Source organism: Acinetobacter sp. T63 (genome assembly GCF_053852345.1).
This window is the reverse complement of sequence record NZ_CM132659.1, coordinates 66305-88429: the sequence shown is the minus strand read 5'-3', so window position 1 is coordinate 88429 and position 22125 is coordinate 66305. Positions and strand designations below refer to the sequence as shown.

The 22125-nt window shown below is 41.2% G+C and carries 18 protein-coding genes; 3 read left to right on the top strand and 15 right to left on the bottom strand.

Annotated elements, in window-relative coordinates; all coding sequences use genetic code 11:
* Positions 1 to 11 precede the first annotated feature (11 nt).
* Genes glmU through ACVLR6_RS00340 form a run of 3 tightly spaced genes read left to right on the top strand, consistent with a single transcriptional unit; the run spans position 12 to position 4655 of the window.
* Positions 12 to 1376: a bifunctional UDP-N-acetylglucosamine diphosphorylase/glucosamine-1-phosphate N-acetyltransferase GlmU gene (glmU, locus tag ACVLR6_RS00350; protein ID WP_163169886.1), complete on the top strand. Its 1365-nt coding sequence runs from the start codon at positions 12 to 14 to the stop codon at positions 1374 to 1376.
* A gap of 12 nt (positions 1377 to 1388) precedes the next feature.
* Positions 1389 to 3227 (top strand): glutamine--fructose-6-phosphate transaminase (isomerizing), encoded by a 1839-nt coding sequence (glmS, locus tag ACVLR6_RS00345; protein ID WP_455995587.1) that lies wholly within the window; start codon positions 1389 to 1391, stop codon positions 3225 to 3227.
* A 57-nt stretch (positions 3228 to 3284) separates the two neighbouring features.
* Positions 3285 to 4655, top strand: coding sequence for a phosphomannomutase CpsG (locus ACVLR6_RS00340; RefSeq protein ID WP_455995585.1), 1371 nt, complete (start codon positions 3285 to 3287; stop codon positions 4653 to 4655).
* Between the two features lie 55 nt (positions 4656 to 4710).
* On the opposite strand, the gene galE is transcribed toward ACVLR6_RS00340, so the two are convergent.
* The 15 genes from galE to ACVLR6_RS00265 all read right to left on the bottom strand — a co-directional run bounded on the left by galE (position 4711) and on the right by ACVLR6_RS00265 (position 22124).
* Complete coding sequence (gene galE / locus ACVLR6_RS00335; protein WP_455995583.1) at positions 4711 to 5727, bottom strand: UDP-glucose 4-epimerase GalE; 1017 nt, start codon at positions 5725 to 5727, stop codon at positions 4711 to 4713.
* The gene (gene pgi / locus ACVLR6_RS00330) at positions 5720 to 7384 is read right to left on the bottom strand and encodes a glucose-6-phosphate isomerase (protein ID WP_455995581.1); all 1665 of its coding nucleotides are present in this window, start codon (positions 7382 to 7384) and stop codon (positions 5720 to 5722) included. The genes galE and pgi overlap by 8 nt, the downstream gene beginning before the upstream one ends.
* Positions 7384 to 8640 carry a nucleotide sugar dehydrogenase gene (locus ACVLR6_RS00325; protein ID WP_455995579.1) on the bottom strand — a complete coding sequence of 419 codons (1257 nt, stop codon included), beginning with the start codon at positions 8638 to 8640 and terminating at the stop codon, positions 7384 to 7386. The genes pgi and ACVLR6_RS00325 overlap by 1 nt, the downstream gene beginning before the upstream one ends.
* A gap of 18 nt (positions 8641 to 8658) precedes the next feature.
* Complete coding sequence (gene galU, locus ACVLR6_RS00320; RefSeq protein ID WP_455995577.1) at positions 8659 to 9534, bottom strand: UTP--glucose-1-phosphate uridylyltransferase GalU; 876 nt, start codon at positions 9532 to 9534, stop codon at positions 8659 to 8661.
* A gap of 24 nt (positions 9535 to 9558) precedes the next feature.
* Positions 9559 to 11433 carry a polysaccharide biosynthesis protein gene (locus tag ACVLR6_RS00315; protein ID WP_455995575.1) on the bottom strand — a complete coding sequence of 625 codons (1875 nt, stop codon included), beginning with the start codon at positions 11431 to 11433 and terminating at the stop codon, positions 9559 to 9561.
* A gap of 140 nt (positions 11434 to 11573) precedes the next feature.
* The gene (locus ACVLR6_RS00310) at positions 11574 to 12743 is read right to left on the bottom strand and encodes a DegT/DnrJ/EryC1/StrS family aminotransferase (protein WP_455995573.1); all 1170 of its coding nucleotides are present in this window, start codon (positions 12741 to 12743) and stop codon (positions 11574 to 11576) included.
* A 40-nt stretch (positions 12744 to 12783) separates the two neighbouring features.
* Positions 12784 to 13440, bottom strand: coding sequence for a NeuD/PglB/VioB family sugar acetyltransferase (locus ACVLR6_RS00305; protein ID WP_455995571.1), 657 nt, complete (start codon positions 13438 to 13440; stop codon positions 12784 to 12786).
* Positions 13433 to 14044: a sugar transferase gene (locus ACVLR6_RS00300; protein WP_455995570.1), complete on the bottom strand. Its 612-nt coding sequence runs from the start codon at positions 14042 to 14044 to the stop codon at positions 13433 to 13435. Before ACVLR6_RS00300 ends, ACVLR6_RS00305 begins: the two co-directional genes overlap by 8 nt.
* Before the next feature lie 62 nt (positions 14045 to 14106).
* Entirely contained in the window at positions 14107 to 15228 is a 1122-nt protein-coding gene (locus tag ACVLR6_RS00295) for a glycosyltransferase family 4 protein (protein ID WP_455995568.1), read from the bottom strand.
* Positions 15221 to 16111 (bottom strand): glycosyltransferase family 2 protein, encoded by an 891-nt coding sequence (locus ACVLR6_RS00290; RefSeq protein WP_455995566.1) that lies wholly within the window; start codon positions 16109 to 16111, stop codon positions 15221 to 15223. Before ACVLR6_RS00290 ends, ACVLR6_RS00295 begins: the two co-directional genes overlap by 8 nt.
* Complete coding sequence (locus ACVLR6_RS00285; RefSeq protein WP_455995564.1) at positions 16111 to 17151, bottom strand: EpsG family protein; 1041 nt, start codon at positions 17149 to 17151, stop codon at positions 16111 to 16113. Before ACVLR6_RS00285 ends, ACVLR6_RS00290 begins: the two co-directional genes overlap by 1 nt.
* A gap of 27 nt (positions 17152 to 17178) precedes the next feature.
* Positions 17179 to 18279 carry a glycosyltransferase gene (locus tag ACVLR6_RS00280; protein ID WP_455995562.1) on the bottom strand — a complete coding sequence of 367 codons (1101 nt, stop codon included), beginning with the start codon at positions 18277 to 18279 and terminating at the stop codon, positions 17179 to 17181.
* On the bottom strand, positions 18279 to 20015 hold the full coding sequence (locus ACVLR6_RS00275) for a hypothetical protein (RefSeq protein ID WP_455995560.1): 1737 nt from the start codon (positions 20013 to 20015) through the stop codon (positions 18279 to 18281). Before ACVLR6_RS00275 ends, ACVLR6_RS00280 begins: the two co-directional genes overlap by 1 nt.
* Before the next feature lie 17 nt (positions 20016 to 20032).
* A complete protein-coding gene (locus tag ACVLR6_RS00270; protein ID WP_455995558.1) occupies positions 20033 to 21049 on the bottom strand; it encodes a glycosyltransferase family 2 protein in 1017 nt (338 codons plus the stop codon).
* A gap of 1 nt (position 21050) precedes the next feature.
* A complete protein-coding gene (locus ACVLR6_RS00265; protein WP_455995556.1) occupies positions 21051 to 22124 on the bottom strand; it encodes a polysaccharide pyruvyl transferase family protein in 1074 nt (357 codons plus the stop codon).
* Position 22125: the final 1 nt, after the last annotated feature.

Here is a 22125-nt window from a genome sequence, read left to right as displayed (position 1 = left end):
TAGGATTATACATGTCTACCACCGTGATTATTCTTGCCGCAGGGAAAGGAACGCGTATGCGCTCCAGCCTTCCGAAAGTGCTTCAACCCCTTGCAGGACGCCCGCTTCTGGGTCACGTGATTGAAACGGCACAACAATTACAAGCAGATAATATTATTACCATTTATGGCCATGGCGGCGAACAGGTACAACAGGCCTTTGCCCATGAAACGGTTCAATGGGTGGAACAGGCCGAGCAGCTCGGGACCGGACATGCGGTCCAAATGGCGCTGCCGGTACTGGGTCAAGATGGTGTTTCAATTATTCTATCCGGTGATGTGCCGTGCATTAGCCAGGCCACCTTAGAGCAACTGGTCGAGGCCAGTCAGGCTACCGGTATTGGTCTGGTCACGCTGACCCTACCAGATGCGACCGGTTACGGCCGTATTGTACGTGACAATGGCCAGATTCAGGCCATTGTTGAACATAAAGATGCTTCTGAGGCCCAGCGCCAGATTCAGGAAATCAATACCGGCATTTACTGCGTCAGCAATGCCAAACTGCATCAGTGGTTACCAAAGCTGTCCAATAACAATGCGCAGGGCGAATACTACCTGACCGATATTGTGGCCATGGCCATTGCCGATGGCATGCAGGTGGCTTCGGTTCAGCCGGAACGTGCCTTTGAAGTCGAAGGTGTCAATGACCGGGTGCAACTGGCCGCCTTGGAACGTGAATTCCAGAACTTCCAGGCCAAACAGTTAATGCAGCAAGGCGTGCATCTGATTGATCCAAGTCGCTTCGACTTACGTGGTTCACTCAAAGTAGGTCAAGACGTACGTATCGACATCAATGTGATTATTGAAGGTGAAGTTGAGCTCGGCGATCGCGTTGAAATTGGCGCAGGCTGTGTGATTAAAAACAGCAAAATTGCGGCCGGTACCAAAGTTCAGCCGTATAGCGTCTTTGAAAATGCTGTTGTCGGTGAAGATGTACAGATTGGTCCATTTGCCCGCTTGCGTCCGGGTGCAGTGCTGGCCAATGAGGTGCATATTGGCAACTTTGTTGAAGTCAAAAACACCCAAATTGGTGTTGGCTCTAAAGCCAATCACTTTACCTATTTAGGCGATGCAGAAGTCGGCGCCGGTTCCAATATTGGCGCAGGCACCATTACCTGTAACTATGACGGCGCCAATAAATTTAAAACCATCATTGGTGATGCAGCCTTCATTGGCTCAAACAGCTCGCTGGTAGCACCGGTGACCATTGGCAACGGCGCAACGGTGGGTGCCGGCTCGGTAATTACCCGTGACGTGGCTGACCATAGCCTGGCCTTTGAACGCTCGAAACAGCTGAGCAAAGATAATTATCAACGTCCCCAAAAACTGAAAAAATAAGAGGAAAAGATTATGTGTGGTATCGTCGGTGGCGTTGCAGAACGTAATATTAGCAATATCCTGATTGAAGGCTTAAAGCGTCTGGAATACCGGGGCTATGACTCTGCCGGTCTGGCGCTAATCAATGGCGGTCATGTATTACGTGAACGTCGTGTCGGGAAAGTGGCCAATCTGGAACAGGCGGTTATTGAAGCCGAATTAACCGGTTCGTTGGGGATCGCACATACACGCTGGGCGACTCATGGCAAGCCAACTGAAAATAATGCCCATCCGCATATTTCAGGCAATGTGGCGGTGGTGCATAACGGAATTATTGAAAACTTCCAGGAACTCAAAGATGATCTGGAAGCGCTTGGCTATGTATTTACCTCGCAAACCGATACCGAAGTGGTTGCGCATCTGGTCAATGATGCCCTGAAATCAACCCCAAGTTTACTGGAAGCGGTGAAACAGGTAGTGCCACAGCTCAAAGGCGCCTATGCACTTGGCATTATCCATACCGATCATCCAGATGAACTGATTACCGTTCGTGAAGGTTCACCACTGGTGATTGGTGTCGGGATTGGCGAAAACTTTATCAGCTCGGACCAGCTGGCTTTGTTGCCAATCACCAACCGCTTTATTTATCTGGAAGAAGGCGATATTGCCCGTTTAACCCGTGAAACCATCGAAGTTTTTGTTGATGGTCAGCTGGTGAACCGTCCGGTGAAAGAGCTGGATGCGACGGTCAGCAATGCCTCTAAAGGTGAATACAAGCACTACATGCTCAAAGAGATTTATGAGCAGCCAGAAGCGATTCAGCAAACCATCTCTCAGGCCTTAAATGGCAATGCGCTGCGTGAAGACTTTCTGGCCCAGGCCGAGCAGGACTTCGCCAGCATCCAGCAAGTGCAGATTATTGCCTGCGGTACCAGTTACCATGCCGGCATGATTGCCAAGTACTGGTTTGAACAGCTGATTGATGTACCGTGTCAGGTCGAAATTGCCAGCGAATACCGCTATCGCACGCCGGTAATTGTCAACAACACCCTGTATATCTGCATTTCCCAGTCGGGTGAAACGGCCGATACCTTGGCTGCACTGCGCGATACCCAAAAACGTGCTGCGGCCAAAGGCCTGAACATCTGCACCATGGCAATTTGTAACGTAGCCACCTCATCAATGGTACGCGAAACCCATCACAGCCTGTTAACTTTGGCTGGACCGGAAATTGGCGTGGCATCAACCAAAGCCTTTACCACGCAACTGGCTGCGCTGATGCTGCTGATTCTGAAAATTGGTCAGGTCAAACAGAGCATTGCAGACAAGACCGTTACCGAGATTATCGCGGAATTGTGGCATACGCCAAAAGTGATTCTGGATACCCTGCAACATAACCCGGCGATTCTGCACTTATCCGAGCTGTTTGTGGAAAAGAACCACTGCCTGTTCCTCGGCCGTGGCACCCAGTTCCCGATTGCGCTTGAAGGTGCCCTGAAGCTGAAGGAAATTTCCTATATTCATGCCGAAGGTTATGCCGCCGGTGAACTGAAACATGGTCCGCTAGCTCTGGTCGACAATGAAATGCCGGTGGTGATTCTGGCACCAAAAGATGACATGCTGGATAAACTGAAATCCAACATGGAAGAAGTACAGGCCCGTGGTGGCGAGCTGTTTGTCTTTGCTGATGAGCACAGCGGCATTAAAACCAAAGAGCGTCAGCATGTGGTACATATTCCATCAATCAGTGCGGTGCTGGCACCAATTGTCTACAGCATTCCGGTCCAGCTGCTGTCCTATCATGTTGCGGTACTGCGCGGTACCGATGTGGATCAGCCACGTAACCTGGCCAAATCGGTGACTGTAGAATAAGCAAAACAGAAAAAGGCTGGTTCACCGGCCTTTTTTCTTCTGCATGGAGAACAAATAATGACCCAACTGACTTGCTTTAAAGCTTACGATATTCGCGGCAAACTAGGCTCTGAGCTGAACGAAGACATTGCCTATAAGATTGGCCGTGCCTATGGCCAGATTTACCAGCCAAAAACTGTGGCGATTGGCTGTGATATCCGTTTAAGCAGTGAAGACTTAAAACAGGCGACCATCAAAGGCCTGAATGATGCTGGCGTGAATGTCCTTGATCTGGGCATGACCGGTACTGAAGAAGTCTATTTTGCCGCTTTCCATCTGGATGTCCAGGGCGGGATTGAAGTCACTGCCAGTCACAACCCGATGGACTATAACGGTATGAAACTGGTACGCGAGAATGCCCGTCCAATCAGTGCCGATACTGGCTTAAAAGAAATTCAGGCCTTAGCAGAAGCTGGTACATTTACCGAAGTTACAGCCAAAGGAACCACACAGTCCTACAATATTTTGCCGGAATTTGTAGATCATCTGATGACCTATATTGATCCAGCCAAGATTCGCCCAATGAAGCTGGTGGTGAATGCCGGCAATGGTGCTGCAGGTCATGTCATTGATGCGATTGAAGACAAATTCAAGGCCCTGAATGTTCCGGTGGAGTTTGTCAAAATTCACCATGAAGCCGATGGTACGTTCCCGAATGGGATTCCGAACCCGATTCTGGTAGAAAACCGCGACAGCACCCGCGAGGCAGTACTGGCACACAGTGCAGATCTGGGCATTGCCTGGGATGGCGACTTTGACCGCTGCTTCCTGTTTGATGAAAAAGGCCAGTTTATTGAAGGCTATTACATCGTGGGGCTGTTAGCACAGGCTTTCTTGCTGAAACAGTCCGGTGAAAAAATTGTGCATGATCCGCGACTGGTCTGGAACACCTTTGATGTGGTGGAACAGTATCAGGGCGAAGCAATCCAGTCCAAATCTGGGCATGCCTTTATTAAAGATGTGATGCGTGAGCACAACGCGGTTTATGGCGGAGAAATGAGTGCCCACCACTATTTCCGTGACTTTGCCTATTGTGATAGCGGCATGATTCCGTGGTTACTGGCGATTGCGGTGCTGTCTGAAACCGGTCAATCCTTATCGAGTCTGGTTGAAGAGATGATTGCCAAGTTCCCCTGCTCAGGTGAAATTAATTTTAAAGTAGCAGATACCCAGGCCACCATTCAAAAGATTTTTGAGCACTATGCCGATCAGAATCCGGCCATTGACCAGACCGATGGCGTAAGTCTGGATTTTGGCGCCTGGCGTTTTAATGTGCGGGCCTCCAATACCGAACCTTTGCTGCGTTTGAATATTGAAAGCCGCCGTGACCAGCAACCCAAACCAATGCAAGACTATGTCGATGAATTGACCCGCTTGATTCAGGCTTAATATAAAAAATGGAGCTCAACGCTCCATTTTTTATTGTACTGAGATGAAGATGTGACTAACGATAGCCATTTGGATTCTGTTTTTGCCAGTTCCAGCTATCTGCCAGCATATCTTCCAGACCATACTGCGGTTGCCAGCCTAACTCGGCAATAGCACGCCCATTGTCTGCAAAAGAGGTTGCCACATCGCCCGCCCGGCGCGGTGCCAGTTCAAATGGAATCTGTACCCCATTGACCTGTTCAAAGGTATTTTTCACCTGTAACACGGAAATCCCGTTTCCGGTTCCAATATTCCAGGCACGACAGCCCTGGGCATTTAAACGGTTATTCAGTGCGCATAAGTGTGCATTGGCCAGGTCCACCACATGGATATAATCGCGGACGCCTGTGCCATCGACGGTATCGTAATCGCTACCAAAGATTGAAAGTTTTTCACGACGCCCCACGGCCACCTGGGTCACATAAGGCATCAGATTATTTGGAATCCCTTGCGGGTCTTCGCCAATCTGGCCACTTTTATGCGCACCGACCGGGTTAAAATAACGCAATAAGGCAATTGACCAGCGCTCATCAGCAATCGCCAGTTTTTCCAATAACTGTTCAATAATCAGTTTGGTATAGCCATAATTGTTGCTTGGCATCCCGGTGGGCATTTCTTCATTTAAAGGAGAGGTATTGGCTTCATCATACACTGTTGCAGACGAGCTAAAGACCAGTTTAAACACCCCTGCGCGTTGCATCGCCTGCGCCAGACTGATAGATCCGGCAATATTATGCTCAAAATAAGCCAGTGGAATTTGCTGACTTTCCCCCACTGCTTTAAGGCCGGCAAAATGAATCACCGCATCAATCTTGTGCTGTTGGAACAGCTGATCCAGACCGGCACCATCCCGAATATCCCCTTCAATAAAATGAAGACTTTTCTGGGTCAGTGCTTGTACCCGTTGTAATGATTCTGCCGAACTGTTCGACAAGTTATCCAGCACCACCACCTGATGCCCGGCATTGAGCAGCTCCAGACAGGTATGCGAACCAATATAACCGGCGCCACCGGTGACCAGAATATTAGCCATCTGATTTTCCTAATAAAATATGTAATAAACCCTGTGTCGAAGCATCCAGTGCCGATACATCCTGCTGCTGGCCATTTAAAATTGGCAACAGCTGATTGGCAATTTCCTTGCCCTTTTCTACGCCCCACTGATCAAAGGGGTTAATATTCCAGATTACCGACTGGACAAACACCTTATGCTCATACAAGGCAATCAGCATCCCCAAGCTATATGGATTCAACTCCTGAATCAGGAAGGTTGAACTCGGCTGATTACCGGCATATTGCTTATACGGTGGCAGACTGGCCAGCTCGGCCTGATCTAGCGCCTGATTGCCAAAAGCCAGTAAGCGCGATTGCGCCAGACAGTTAGACAGCGCCAGATGGTGCTGTTCGACCAGCGCCTCTGCACTTTCGGCATAGGTAAACTGGTTGGCATTGTAGCGTTTGACCGGGGCAATAAAATCACAGCTGACCGCTTGCGTGCCCTGATGTAGCAGCTGATAAAACGCATGCTGGGCATTCGGTCCCACTTCACCCCAGACAATTGGACAGGTATCCAGCTCAACCGCGTCGCCACTGCGCTGAATCGATTTACCATTCGATTCCATTTCCAGCTGCTGCAGATAAGAGGCAAAATATTTTAAGCGGCCATCATAGGGCAAAACTGCATGGGTCTGAATATCCAGAAAATTATTGTTCCAGATACCCAATAAGCCCATCAACACCGGAATATTCTGTGCAAATGGTGCGGTCTGGAAATGCTGATCCACCGCGTAGGCCCCGGCCAGAAAGGCTTTAAAACCTTCCACGCCAATAATCAGCGCAATTGGCAAGCCGATACAGGACCAGAGTGAATAACGGCCACCGACCCAATCCCACAGCAGGAACTGGTTTTCTGGCGCAATGCCCCATGCGATCATTTTATCGGGCTTGGTCGATACCCCAACAAAATGATGCTGTAATACACGTGCCTGTTTACCCAAGGCTTTTTCCAGCCATAAACGGACGGTTTGTGCATTGGACAAGGTATCAATGGTGCCAAAAGATTTAGAGGAAATAATAAATAGCGTGGTTTCCGGACGCAGCTTATGCAGCAGATCCGAGAGCTGGCTGCCATCCATGGTCGAAACGAAATGCACGCTCAGTGGCTTGGCACTTGGATGTTTAAAATCGGACAGTGCCTGAGTCGCCATCAAAGGTCCCAAGTCTGAACCGCCGACGCCAATATTGACCACATCCTGAATTACTTCACCGGTGGCACCGCGGCACTGTCCGGCATGAATTTTTTCTACCAGCTGATACATTCGCTGTAGCTGGGCCTGCACCTGCTCAGCCAGTTCCGGATGAGTACTGCCCTGTTCCGGCAAACGCAGCGCCCAATGCATGGCTGCACGCTGTTCGGTATAGTTAATCGTATCGGTGGAAAACAGGGTGTTGATCCAGCCCGATAAGTCATGTGCTTCAGCAAAACGAATCAGCTGCGCCAGTACTTCGGCATCAATACGCTGCTTGCTATAATCAAAAACCAGCGATTTTAAACGTACGGAGAAGTGCTCGAAACGCTGCGCATCCTGGGCAAATAAATCGGTTAAATGGCGCTGTTCAAACTGATTTTTTAAAGTCTGTAACTGTAATAACAGTGAATCACGCGTATGTAGCGCTGCTGAACTGCTCATTAGCGTCCTACTCCCATATAGGCAAAGCCTTGCGCTTTGACAAATTGCGGATCATAGATATTACGTCCATCTAAAATTAACGGATGCTGCATACTGTTGAGCAGGGTTTTATAGTCCGGACTCCAGTAATGTTTCCAGGCGGTTAACAGGCACAGCGCATGGCTGCCTTTAACAGCTTCATACTGGTCCTGGCACAAGATCAGGTCATCGCGTTCGCCATACAATGCCTGAATTTCTGGCAAGGCCTGCGGATCGTGTAATTTAACCGTGAGCCCTTGTGCCCATAACGCCTTGAGCATGGCGTGAATGGGTGAATGGTGCACGCGTGAGGTATTTTCCTTAAAGGCAGCGCCCCAGATGGCAATAGTTTTGCCTTTTAAATCACCCTGATAATAGTTCCACAGTTTCCGAAACAGCAGCTCTTTTTGCTGCTCGTTAATTTCCCAGACCTGGGCCAAAAGCTGGCTTTTCACCCCGGTGGTTGAAACGGTATTGGCTAGGGTTAAAACATCATGCGAGAAATTTTCTCCGCCAAAACCGGCGCCCGGATACATATAGGACGCGCCAATCCGGCTATCCGCCGCCATGCCCTGGCGCACATGTTCAATATCAATGCCGAGTTTTTCTGCCACCACAGCCAAGTCATTGATATAACTGATCCGGGTTGCCAGCATGCCGGAAATACTCAGCTTGGTAAATTCCGCATCCAGCACCGGCATAAACAGATATTGCTGCTTGCGAGGAAATAGTGGACGTAAAAACTCCTGCACTTTGCTCTGCACCTGCGGATTCATACAGCCCACAGTCAGCTGTTCCGCCTGGGTAATACTGGCCAGCGCATTACCTTCCTGACTCATATCTGGCAGATACACCCAGTCATCTTCAGGCAGTAGCTGTTTCAGACGTGCCGTCCCCTGCAGACCTAAAGTTGAAGCATTGATCATCAGTTTCGGATGAATGATCGGACGCTGCTGGAGCTGCTGCAACAGTTCAATCAGCAGCGGCTCTTCTGCCGGATTCAGGCTAAACAGATAAACATCCATCTCCAGACCCAGCTCTTTCAGGCTACAGTAATGCAGAAAACCTTGAGCATGTTGCTGCTGCAGCAGGCGATTGACCGCCTCATCCTGAAAATCAGGCGCTTCCGGGCTATCTTGCTGGAAAATGTCACACCAGTAGACCTTGTGCCCACATTCTGCCAATAGCGCCGCCATCACCCCGGCATAAAGCGTTCGACCAAAAACTGCAACCTTCATGCTGACCTCTGCCCCGTATTAGTCTTTAAGCTCTTGAATCAACTGTTTAAATGCTGCACCTAAACTTGGGTGATCCACCCCGTAGTGCAAGACTGCCTTTAAGTAGCCGAGTTTGCTGCCGCAATCAAAGGTCTGGCCTTTCATGCGGTAGGCTTCGACGGTTTCCAGCTGCTGTAATGCAGCAATGGCATCGGTCAGCTGGATTTCATTCCCGGCCCCTTTCGGTGTGGTAGCCAACAGCTGCATAATTTTGGCCGGCAATACATAACGCCCGATCACGGAAAGATTAGACGGTGCAGTACCGACCGCCGGTTTCTCGACAATCCCCTGCATTGCCGCACTCTGACCTTCTGCAGGAGCAGCGGCAACATCCACAATGCCATACTGATCGACCAGATGCTCCGGCACAGCCTCGACCATAATCTGCGCCGCCTGTGTGGCATTAAAACGTTCAATCATTAAAGCCAGATCGTTTTTTTCTGCTTGGTCTTTGACCAGCACATCTGGCAGTAACACGGCAAAAGCCTCATCACCGACTATATCTTTGGCACACAGCACCGCATGACCCAGGCCCAGCGGCTGTGGCTGACGCACACTGACCACGCTGACTTGTGGTGGTAAAATTTCGGTAATTTCTTTTAGCAAATTCCACTTCTGCTTTTGCTCCAGTGTAGTTTCCAGCTCAAAATTACGGTCGAAGTAGTTTTCAATTGACGCTTTGGAAGAATGCGTGACCAGAATAATCTGCTCAATACCGGCAGCAACCGCTTCACGCACCACATATTCAATCGCTGGACGATCGACCACGGTCACCATTTCTTTGGGAATAGATTTACTGGCCGGTAAAAAACGGGTACCCAAACCTGCAACAGGTAAAATCGCCTTCTTAATCATATACTTTAACCTGATCTCAATATTTTAATTTACTTTAACTTCTTTACCACGCTGATAGCCATCAACATAGTACTCCAGCTGGCTTAATGCCCAATCAATATCCGATTGCACGGCAGTTAAATCATTGAAGCGCTCAAAGACCTGCAATAACTCATCCAGAGGATACATTTTTTCATAAGAACGCAAAATCCGGCTGTGTTGTGTCATTTCGGTATTATCGGCATCAATCAGTAACTCTTCGTAAAGTTTTTCACCAGGACGTAAACCGGAGTACTGAATTTCAATATCGCCGTCCTGACTATCGGCTTCACGGACTTTCAGGCCACTCAGCGCAATCATCTGACGGGCCAGATCCTGAATTCGTACCGGCTCGCCCATATCCAGCAGGAACACATCGCCACCATGACCCAAGGCACCGGCCTGAATCACCAGCTGTGAGGCTTCGGGAATGGTCATAAAGAAACGGGTCACATCCGGATGGGTCACGGTAATCGGGCCGCCCTTGGCAATCTGCTGTTTAAATAATGGCACCACAGAACCCGATGAGCCAAGCACATTACCAAAACGTACAATACTGATCTGGGTCTGGTCCTGCGCTTCCGCCATGGCCTGACAGTACAGCTCGGCCATACGTTTTGATGCACCCATGACATTGGTCGGACGTACCGCTTTGTCGGTCGAAATCAGCACAAAGGTTTCAACGCCATTTTTGACGGCTGCATTTAAACTAAAAGCGGTACCAATTGCATTATTTTTCAGACCAGCAATCGGGTTACATTCTACCAACGGTACATGTTTATACGCTGCCGCATGATAGACGGTTTGCACTACGTATTGTTCAATAATCCGTTCCAGTTTGGCCTGATCCAAGACCGTACCCAGAATCGGAATAATTTCGACATTGGATGCCAGACGCAGTTCTTTATCAATACTGTACAGGGCAAATTCGGTCAGCTCATAGATGACCAGTTTCTGCGGCTGGTTTTTAATAATCTGGCGGCATAATTCGGAACCAATTGAACCACCGGCACCTGTGACCATTACCACTTTGTCTTTGATATTTTTTTCCAGCAGCTCTGCCACCGGCGGCACTGGATCACGGCCCAGCAAGTCAATAATATCGACTTCCTGAATATCGGAGACGCGGATTTCACCATCCACCAGTTTGGTCAGCCCCGGAATTTCGGTAATTTTTAAATGGGCAGGTTCCAGAAATTTGACGATTTCACTTTTGCGGCTACGTCCCACAGAGGGCAAGGCTATTAAAATTTCATCAATCCGCAATTTACCAAAACATTTAAGTGCTGTTTCCGGCAAATAGACATCAATCCCGCCAATATTCTGTCCACTTAAAGATGGATTATCATCAATAAATAAAATGGGTAAATGTTCATTAGAGCGGTTTAAGGTCGCAGCGACCTGTTGACCGGCATTGCCTGCCCCATAAATTGCGATGCGTTTTTTTGGGATACCCGCCTGTACATAAGAACGGACAATAAAACGGATGATCCCACGGCTAAACCACACCCAGGCGAACATCATAAAGCCGAACATCAATGGAATTGAGGTTGGAATAAAAGCATCTGTTAAATAGGCCAAGGTATAGAGTCCCGCCACCGCCAGGAAAGTTGCCAGGCCCAGTTTGACCATAAATACTTCATTGTAGGTACGTACAATAAAGCGATACACCCCGAACACAAACAGCAGGATAACCGCAATTGCACTGACCCACAGTGAACCAAACGGAATATTCGGCACCACCTCTGCACCAAGGTCAAACTGACGAATGGCATAACACAGCCAGATCAGCACTGGAAATACACAGAAATCCAGAATGACCAGAAAAGCCAGTTTGGCAGCACGGGGGGATTCGACGAGAGGTAGGATGACGGATTTCACTTGATGTGTCTTCTCAATAGGAATAGTACAGCTCAGTTCAATTATTAATATTGGAATGATTAAACTGCAAATTAAACTCAGTTTGTAAAATGCATCAGTTGATGCATTTTTTATATAACATTATTGTAGCGTATATTGAATTATATACGCTGAATCACCTGGGCAATCGCCTGTTCGGTTGTGCGAATATTATCTTCCGATAAGGTTGGATGCACCAGAAACATCAGGCTGCTTTCACCCAGCTGCTGGGCATTGGCTAGACGCTGGGCGGGTCGCCATGGCGTACCATCAAATGCATGTTCTAAATACACTTCTGAGCAGGAACCGCTAAAGCAAGGCACGCCCAGTGCATTGATTTCGGCCATAATCCGGTCACGTGACCAACCTTCTGGCAACTGAGCCGTATTGACCTGTACATAGCACTTATAGTTAGCATGGACATAATCATTGTTCGGACAATGCACGCTAAAATACGGACTGTCCTGAAATACCTTCAAAATACGTTGGGCATATTCAGTCCGTTTTTGCGTCCATTCTGGCATACGCTGTAATTGTATACGTCCAATCACCGCTTGCATTTCCATCATGCGCCAGTTGGTGCCAAAAGAGTCGTGTAACCAGCGAAACCCTGGTGGATGCTGTTTGTTATAAATGCTGTCGTAATTTTTACCATGGTCTTTATATGACCACATTTTTTTCCAGAGCTGTTCATCATTGGTGGTGACCATGCCACCTTCGCCACCGGTAGTCATAATTTTGTCCTGACAGAATGACCAGGCACCAATATGGCCAATTGATCCGGCAGGCTTGCCTTTGTACATGGCACCATGTGCCTGTGCACAGTCTTCAATAACATAAAGACCTTTTTCCTGAGCCAGTTGCATAATCGGGTCCATATCACACATCCAGCCCGCCAAATGCACGCAAATAATCGCTTTGGTATTTGGGGTCAGAACTGCTTCTATGGTACGGGCAGAAATATTTTGTGAGTCGAGCTCTACATCAGCAAAAACCGGATTGGCTCCGGCAGTCACAATCGAGCTGGCAGATGCCAAAAAGGTCCGTGAGGTGACAATGACATCATCCCCAGTGCCTATGCCTAATGCCTTAAGCGCAACATCTAGCGCCACTGTACCATTGGCCAGCGCCACTGCATATTGAGTCCCTGCAAAGCGGGCAAACTCTTTTTCAAATTCGCGACATTCCTGCCCGGTCCAGTAGTTAACTTTGTTCGAGAGCAATACTTGAGATACGGCATCTGCTTCCTGTTGAGTAAAGCTTGGCCATGGTTCAAAGGCAGTATTTAGCATGGTTTATCCTGGAATAATCTGATTCTTTAAATATTAAAAACTACTTCTTTTCAAGTATACGCGCTGGGTTGCCAATAACAGTTACACCGGGTGGTACGCTTTTTGTGACAACAGCTCCCATACCCACCACAGCTCCTTTACCAATAACTAGCGGTTGGTCTGGGGTACCCTGCTTAATGACAGCACCACTTCCAATATAGGCATGGTCTTCAATATGAATATTGCCATTACACTTTACACCAGGGGCAAATGTTACATAGTCACCAATCACACAGTCATGCTCGACATAACTATATAAGTTGGCATGAAAGCATTTACCAATTTTGATGTTTGAGGTAATACTGACAAATGGGCTCAGCGCTGCGCCGGCAGCCAGCTCAATATTGTCCATTAGCACCACATTATCTGCCTGAACCGTCCATAACGCGATTGAATCCTGTTCAAGTCTTAGGGCAATTTTTTCACGAACCTGACTATTGGCAATGGCAATGAGCACATATTTTTTGGCGGCAGTTATCTTTTTGAATGCTTCATAGTTCATGGCGCGGTGTGAATTAATTATGGACTCTGCACTTAAGCCATCATCAATAAAGACAATTTCAGCCTCTATACCAGCGCGTTTTAATTGTGCTCTGGCAACCGGCATTAAACTACGACCACAGCCCGATGCGCCATAAACAGCATAGAGATCAGTCATGATGATGGTCTACTTTGCTACCCGTAAATTTGGTCATTGTGGCTTCACCCGCTTCATTGATGTCATCTTTGGCGAGTACTTTTTTAACCGTTTTCAGCATAATTTTAAAATCTAACCAGACTGATTGATTTTCGACATACCAAGTATCAAGTTTAAATTTTTCTTCCCAGCTTATGGCATTACGTCCATTGACCTGCGCATGCCCTGTCATGCCTGGGCGGACTATATGGCGTTTGGCTTGTTCTTGGTTATATAGCGGTAAGTATTCCATGAGTAATGGGCGTGGTCCGACGATGCTCATATCGCCCTTAATGACGTTCCATAATTCTGGCATTTCATCCAAACTACTAGAACGCAGCATTTTACCAAACGGAGTTAATCGCTCACTGTCTGGTAAGGGGTTGCCTTGAGCATCTACCGCGTCTTTCATGCTGCGGAATTTAATCATTTCAAAAGGTTTGCCGTGTAAACCCGGGCGCACCTGACGAAATAAAACAGGCGAACCTAGATTTTTTTTCACTTTATATGCCACATAAAAATACAACGGTGACAGTAAAATCAGAGCAATAGAAGCAATAATAATATCGAGGAGGCGTTTTAGCATATAATTATCCGGATTAAATAGTAGTAACTAACATTAAATTAGCTCCTTTTCATTTACGAAAACTATAAATAATTTTTATAAATTTTTGACATCTCCTCTAGAGAGTTTTTGATATCAAAATACGAAGCCTTTTTTATTGCTTCATTAGAGAGGTTGATATAAAAATTCTTATTAGAATATACCTCCATTATAGCCCCACTAAGTTTATCAGAGTTCTGCTGAGGATATAATATTCCATTGACCATATGATCTACAACTGTGCAGTGTCCTCGATCTATTGTAGCTACTACAGGTAATCCACACATCATTGCTTCAACAAGATTAATTCCTAGGCCTTCTTGTTTACTAGCAGATAGAGCTATATCTGATATTTGATAATATTTTTCAATATCTGTAACATACCCTAAAAATACAACCTTATCATTAACCCCTTTCTCCAACGTATAATCTTTTATCTGCTCTAAAAGTACACCACTACCCGCAAATAAAACTTTAAAGTTTTCAATTTTATTACTCAATTTATGAAGGGCGTCTATAATAAGTTTATGATTTTTACGATCAATAAATTCAGCAGCATAGATCATAATAAAATCATCTTGCGAAAAACCCAATGAATTCCTTAAACTCATTTTCTCAATTTTTGATATAGGTTTAAATCGCTTAGAACTAACACCTATACCAGGTATTTTATAATAAGATGCTAATTTAGAACCTTTTTCAGAGATTAATTTATAATCTTCCTCATTAATACAAATAACAGCATCTGTTAATTTAGTTAGCATTAATTCGGCGGGAAAATAAGTTAACCATGACCATATGCTCGACCCTTTGAAAAAATGAAATCCATGCGCAGTATAAAGTATCTTTGTTCCATTCTTTCGCGCTTGAGTTCCGGCTAATCGAGTTATGACACTTGCCATAGGCGTATGGCAAGTAATTAAAATGAAATTATTTTCGTCAATAATTTTTTTGAGCTGATTAAAAGATTTAAGATGTAGCAATGAGAATGGGGATCGCTCAAAGTCTACATGCCATAATTTATGAATATTGGGATCTTCGAAAGATCCATTACATGCAGCATGCACTTCATATCCATTATCAAAAAACCATTTCATGTAAGGTCTATGAAATGCATGAAAATGGACAGGTACTGAAGCAACAAATAATATTTTTTTCTTATCCATTATCTACACCAGGGATTTTTACTGAATTAATTTTCTTTAAAGAAGTATTAAAGTATTCTATTAAATTTTCATCAATTTTACTTTTATTACGGCGGTTTAATAAATAATCCAAGCTTCCAAAGATAGACATTGTTTTTACAATTAAAGTTTTTAACCATGATTTAGTGATATATTTATATTTAAATAGTGTATTATCAATCATGGGAGCATAGAAATCTCTTTCAACTTGATATGCTTTCATTAGCTTTTTAACAGTTACATTACCTTCCTCTCTATACATATAAAGGGGATCGCTAATAGATTTTGCATTAAAATCTAAAGCTTTTGACGCACTTAACCAAAGATGTGTATCCTGTCCTATAGGTATCTGTTCATTGTACCTATTTCTTTGATACCAGCTTTTTCTAGCAATTAGCCCTGCATGAAGAAATTTTTGTGATTTATTTAAAATACCTTCAAAGCTATATTTTTCCTCATAATTTCCCCTATATCCATTGTAAGAATTATTCATTTTGATGGAATATGTTCCACAAGAAACTAAATCATAATTTTCATTTATAAGTATACTAATTAACTTTTCGATACGATCAGGTGACATAAGATCATCTGCATCCATACGAGCTATATAATCATATTTAGCCAGATCAATAATCTGATTCAACCTTGTAGCCAATTTCAAATTTTTTCCATCGGAATAAACTCTAACTCGAGGATCCTTAATTGCTTTAACTAATTCTAATGACCTATCAGTAGAACCATCATCAATTAATAAAAGCTCCCAATTTTGATGTGTTTGGGCAAATACTGAACGAACAGCCTCTAAAATTGTTTCTTCAGCATTATAAAAAGGTATACCAATTGTTACAAAAACATCTTTTTTCATCAAAATATCTCAAAGATTGGATTAATAGTATAAGGAGTTAAATTACTGAAACGTGAGGTTGTTAGATAAAAATAAATTAAAGCAAAGAAAAATGAAATAATATAAATATATTTATTGTTAATTTTTTTATACAAATAAGGTAAAATTAATGCAAGTACCCATGTAAAATATGGTAACAACCTTTGAGGTCCTGAAGGGTTAGACTCTAAAAGTGCCACAGGTATCATAAAAACCACTCCAACAGAATAAAAAGTCAATATTTGAAGAAATTCTCTATCCTTAATTTTATATAGATATGAACTAATATACATTATTATAAAAACAACAACATAAAAGGCTAAAGTTATTAATCCACCTGAATTTTCTGAAGTTTGAGTATAACTTTCATAGCGCTCATTAGTAGATGCGATATATGCAATTAAGTATTTACTTAGAATAAGCGAGCCAAAGAATGTTGCCAATAACTTATACAGCAGCTTAACATTTAAGTTTACTAACAAATAAAAAGGCACCATTAACAAAGCTGTAGTATGAAAAAAAGATGCAAAAATACATATTAAAAAATATTTATAAAAATTTCTTGTGATTAAATATGGAATAGCAAATGCAAAAATTGCCATCGCTAAACCTTGGCGAAGCCCATTAAAGAAAAATGTGTAAGTACCTAAAGTAATAAATATAAATACTGAAGCAGCATAATCCTTACTATATTTCCTAAAAATATATAAATAACAAAAAACAACTATAAAAGATGTAACAAAAAAAAGCCAAAAGTAATTATAGGTTATTCTTAATAAAAAATATTCTATTAACTGGTAACCAAGTTCGACCCCATCACGGAAATTAAAATAATGGTAATCTAATTGATTAACGAAATTTTTTATATATGTGCCAGTATCAGTTCCAACTCGATAATTACGAAAACTAGCAAATAGAACCAAAGTAAATAAAGGCAACCAGAAAGCTTTTCGATTAAGAGACTCTTTTTCTAGCCAAATCCAAAACATTACAAAAAATATAATTAATATATATGGCAGCATTGAAGCTCCGCTAAAAAATGAAAAAAATTATCTAGAACATTCTTTGTAAAACTTCAAGAGACTATTAGAATTTTTAATTACATCAAAACCAGCTTCCTGAACTTTTTGGAAAATAGTATCATTGGAAAGATTTTTAGAATTAGGCTTTTCTAGATAATCTACCCACTCTTTTGTAGAGCTAATAGGTAAAAAGTGCACTAAGCCTAAACCTAAATCAACTTCCGCCGAAACTCTATCTGAAACTAAAGCAGGCAATCCTACAGTTTGACTTTCTACAAGCACTACAGGAAAGCCTTCATGTAGTGAGGGCATGATCAAGAAGTCAGCACTTGCCATCAATTCTGTAATATCACTACGAATACCTAGCATTTTAACATTATTAGAAAGTAATTTGGTTTGAATTTCTTGCTTAAGACTAGATTCTAATGGACCTTGACCAACTATATATAAAGTAAAATTTATATTACGCTCCTTTAATTTCTCAGCTATTTTAAGAGAGAATTCCTGATTCTTAATTTTATATACACGTCCCACTTGAATAATTTTTATCCCCCTCCCCCCTAATCTATCAGATATATAATTTTTCGATTTATCTGCTACTGCTTGCATTTCTAGTATATTTACAGCATTTGGTATAATCCATACTTTATCATCATCGCCATATAAATATTTAGCTGCAAGCTCACCACATGCTAATTTATGAGTTGAAATTTTTCGAATTATTTTTAGTGTAAATTTTTCATAAATTTTATTTAGGAGACCAGTTTTACCATTACTTGTACTATGGGCATGTGAAATTAAGTTTTTCACTCCAGCTCTTTTCGCAGCTAATAAATGAAAAGCATTACTTAGTAATGTATGAGCATGTACAATCTGATATTCAGAATGTTTATTCAAAAATCCTGTTATCTTATGCATACGTTCAATTGGATTAGTTGCAAGAATAGGAAAAATCCTTCCTCCTAAGGCCAAAATTTCCTCATCATAATCACCTTTTTGATTACTAAAAACAATAAAGTCAAATTGAATTTGATTACGATCAATAGAACGATACAGATTCATGAGCATTGTTTCAGCTCCTGCACGATCCATTTTGCCTACAATATGCAAAACTCTTACACAAGTCATTAATTTCTAACCTTGTTCATAGAATTAGAATCAGATACATATAAATTTATGATTTTATCAACCAAAATCAAACGATAAGCAACAGCAACATAAGATAAATACATAGGTTGTTTTGATTTTAAATAGTACTTAAGATAAGGAGGTAGTTTTTTTGAAAGGAATATCTTAAATTTTGAAATATAGGAAACCTTAGTTTTCTTAGTAATTTTGTTAGCAGCTAATTTACCAGATACTTCTTTAATAAAATTTTTACCTAATAATTCAGCATTTGTTAAATTTTCAAGGCCTTGAAGCAAATATTCTTTTCCTTCTTTTGTATTAAAGTAATCAGTCATATGCTTAAGAGAGGGAACTGCGGAATCAGAAATATTAGTCTTATCGTATTTACCCCACAGTTCACGAATATGTAATTTATTCCCTTTATTTTTATCAGGTAAGCCCATATATTCTTTAAACAATTCCCAATCCATCATTGGTGTTCTGTTTTCTGAATATGCACTCATTAATTGAGTGAATCCTGCTAAAATTATTGGTACCCGCCAACTGGCATACAGCCTATCACGCCACCTAATGAGTGACTCGTCTGTATAACGAGAAAGATCACAGTGGGTCTGTAAGTTTTTATAAATATCTAATTCAGGATGATTAAAATTCATAAAATCGCTTAACTTTTCTAAGCCTATCTTTTGTCGCGCTTGTTTATCATTTAGGTGAAGACCAGTAGGATAAGGAATATCTCCCCTTATAATAATTTTATAATTGGATTGATTCAAAGATTTCCACAAATTAAAACAATCTGTAAATGCATTAAAATGGTCAATTCTTCCTTCACTTTGTGCCACGAAATTATTTAACATCAAATCAAATACTTCAATTTTTTCGGGTAAATATATATCTATTAATTCTTTATCATAAAATTTCGATATCTCAGTCGCAGCTTTTTTATCATCAAATAAGTTACTCTTTACACCCCAATTTATAAGATCTAAATTATTAATTATTTTCAAGTCGTCACTCAACCCTAGTAATAATCGACTATCTAAACCACCAGATATAGGTAATAATTTTTTCTCTTCATTATTTTTACGTATAATATCTAACAGTGATTTTTTCAATTTTTTCTCGAAAAAATTAATAAATTCTGCTTTTTTTGTAGTATTAGGCTTGGGTAATAATAAATCCTTTTTCTTAATTGATGAAATTGACCAAGTTTCATCATCAAAATAATATTGCAAATCAGGCAATGCCGGGGTTATATCTTTATCCCATGAAATAAATGGTCCTTGACACCCTGCAGATAAGTACCATGCTATAGACTCTTTATTAAGATGAAAACTATTTTTTAAAGCTACTATTGCTCTTTGTGAAGTTGAAATTATAAAATTTTCATTATCAAGGTAATACCATAGAGTCCTTGAACCAAACTGATCACAAAAAAATGATAATTTATTTTTAAAATCTTTTATTACTGCATAAGATCCATTTATATCAGTGGTATCTTTATATATACTATTTATTTCATCTACCCAACCAATAAGTAAAGCTCCATTATTTTCAAGTTCTACACCTTTACTATTTTGAATAGCATAATATGAATTAAATTTCCCACCCCATTTCCCAACGAAGTTATCAGAAGTTTTTTTAATTTCATCTGGTGTTAATAATTCACATACACACTCTAATTTTTCCAACATATTAGAATTATTACGTGTTTTAACAAAAATATATTGAGCCACTAGGATTTCCTTTAAAATTATATAGTAAAATTATTTTTTTTCTTTCTTCTTTGGGAAGAAAGAATGTTTAAAGAAAACCTTAAAGCTGAAATAAGTTTAATTGATATTTCACTTGGCATTCTCAACCCTAAAATTAACAGACGTGTCTTTAAACTAGGGTTATCTAATTTAATGATATTTTCTGTAATATTAAGCTGCTTTTTCGCTTCAAATATAGCTTCTCTTAAATATTTAGCATCTATTTGCGTTAAAACAAACCATAGACCACTATATATTTTCTTAGCTAGAATTTTTTTAGTATCTAACAACACATTATAATCTTTCATTTTATCCAAGATAATTCTATGTGAATAATATATATGAATAAGCTTTTGATCACCTGAAGAAGTAATTGAACCACTTCTCAGTCTATAATAATAAAGAGGAGCACTTAAACGTAAAACTCGATAATTATTAAAAGCCAACTCCCAATGAAAAGGCCAATCCTCATAATAATAGCCTACTGGAAATCTTAAAATATTATTTCTCAAAATATCAGCTCTTAAAAACTTTAACCATGCAAAATGATGATATTTCAAATATTCTGATTGATTAAATATTTTAGATTTATATTCTTTATTTTTATTCAGCTTATTATCAATTTTCTCTCCATCATAAAAAGTTTTAAAATCAAAAACGATTAAATCTAATTCTTTTTTAGAAGTATTATCTAAGCATAATTGAATGAGATTATTATGAATATGATCATCCGAATCTACAAACATAATGTAATCCCCTCTAGCACCATCTATACCTGTATTGCGTGCTGCTGAAAGGCCACTATTTTTTTCATGACGAATAAATTTTATACGTTGATCGTTAAGGTGCTTTGACAAAACTTCCAAGGATTTATCTGTAGAACAATCTTCAACCACAATAATCTCTAGATTCTCATATGTCTGTTGACGTATTGAATACAAACACTCATCAAGATATTGTTCAACATTATAAACAGGCACAATCACACTAACTAAAGGATTATTTTGATGATTCATTTTAAGATAGAGCCTTAATCAATGGTTTATATTGAGTCAATTCAACAGGAGAATCGGTTAAATTACCACGAGGTTGAGATAAAAGTTGATCTATATATTTTGGAACATGAGTAAATTTTTCAATTTCAACAAAAATTACTCTCGGATGATCTTTCAACCAGTTCAAATAGGTTTGTCTTATTTTATGATTTGAGTTAGGTAATACCAAGCAAGGCGTGCCTGAAAGCATACATAAAATCATACCATGTAAACGATCTGTGATAACTAACTGAGCTTCAGCAAACTGCTGGATTTTATTAGAAAGTAATTGATTACATTCTGCTTTGCTTAAACCTGAACCACCCGCATGTGTATCTGTCTTAGTAATAGTAAGACCGGTATTATCAATAGCACTATCTAAAATGGCATAGTGTTCTGCTTTTAAAGCACATTCCTTGTCATTTCTTAAACAAGTTAAAATACCTGTAGGTTTCGAACTGTTTACCACTCCTAACTTTTTGGCAGATGCACTCATTACAATATCAGGTACAAAACCAATCTTTACATTTTGTTGACGATTAAATAATTCCTCTAGCTTCTTGTAAGTTATGAACTCTCTTGCAAAAATATGAATATCTGAATGGCTAGCATATATTTTTAAAATCTTTTTAAGAGCTTTATGAGACGATTGTGATTCATCCCAATCTAAAGTTTGTGGGAAGCAAACAATTTTATTATATGGAAAAGTTTGAATTACTAATTGTCTTAAATCCTCTATATCAGGATAAAGTGACCCCATATTACCACCACCAATAATGGTAATAATATCTTCAGAAGTTACTTGTTTTTTAATTGAACCTAACCAAAGTCTAGATTTACTGATAGGAACTGGAAAAACTTCATAATCTGTTAAGTTTTCTTTTATAAATTTCTCCTGAGCAGCAGAAATTGCTAAGTCACCAATATTCCCATAATCTGCTGATAAAAAAACAAAAATACGTTTTCCTTTTGCCAGAGTTACCTCTTCTTTTTTTACTATAGTGAAGATCATTTGTTTGATTTTAAGTGGAATTAGTTTTTTAAAAGCTTTTTTCATT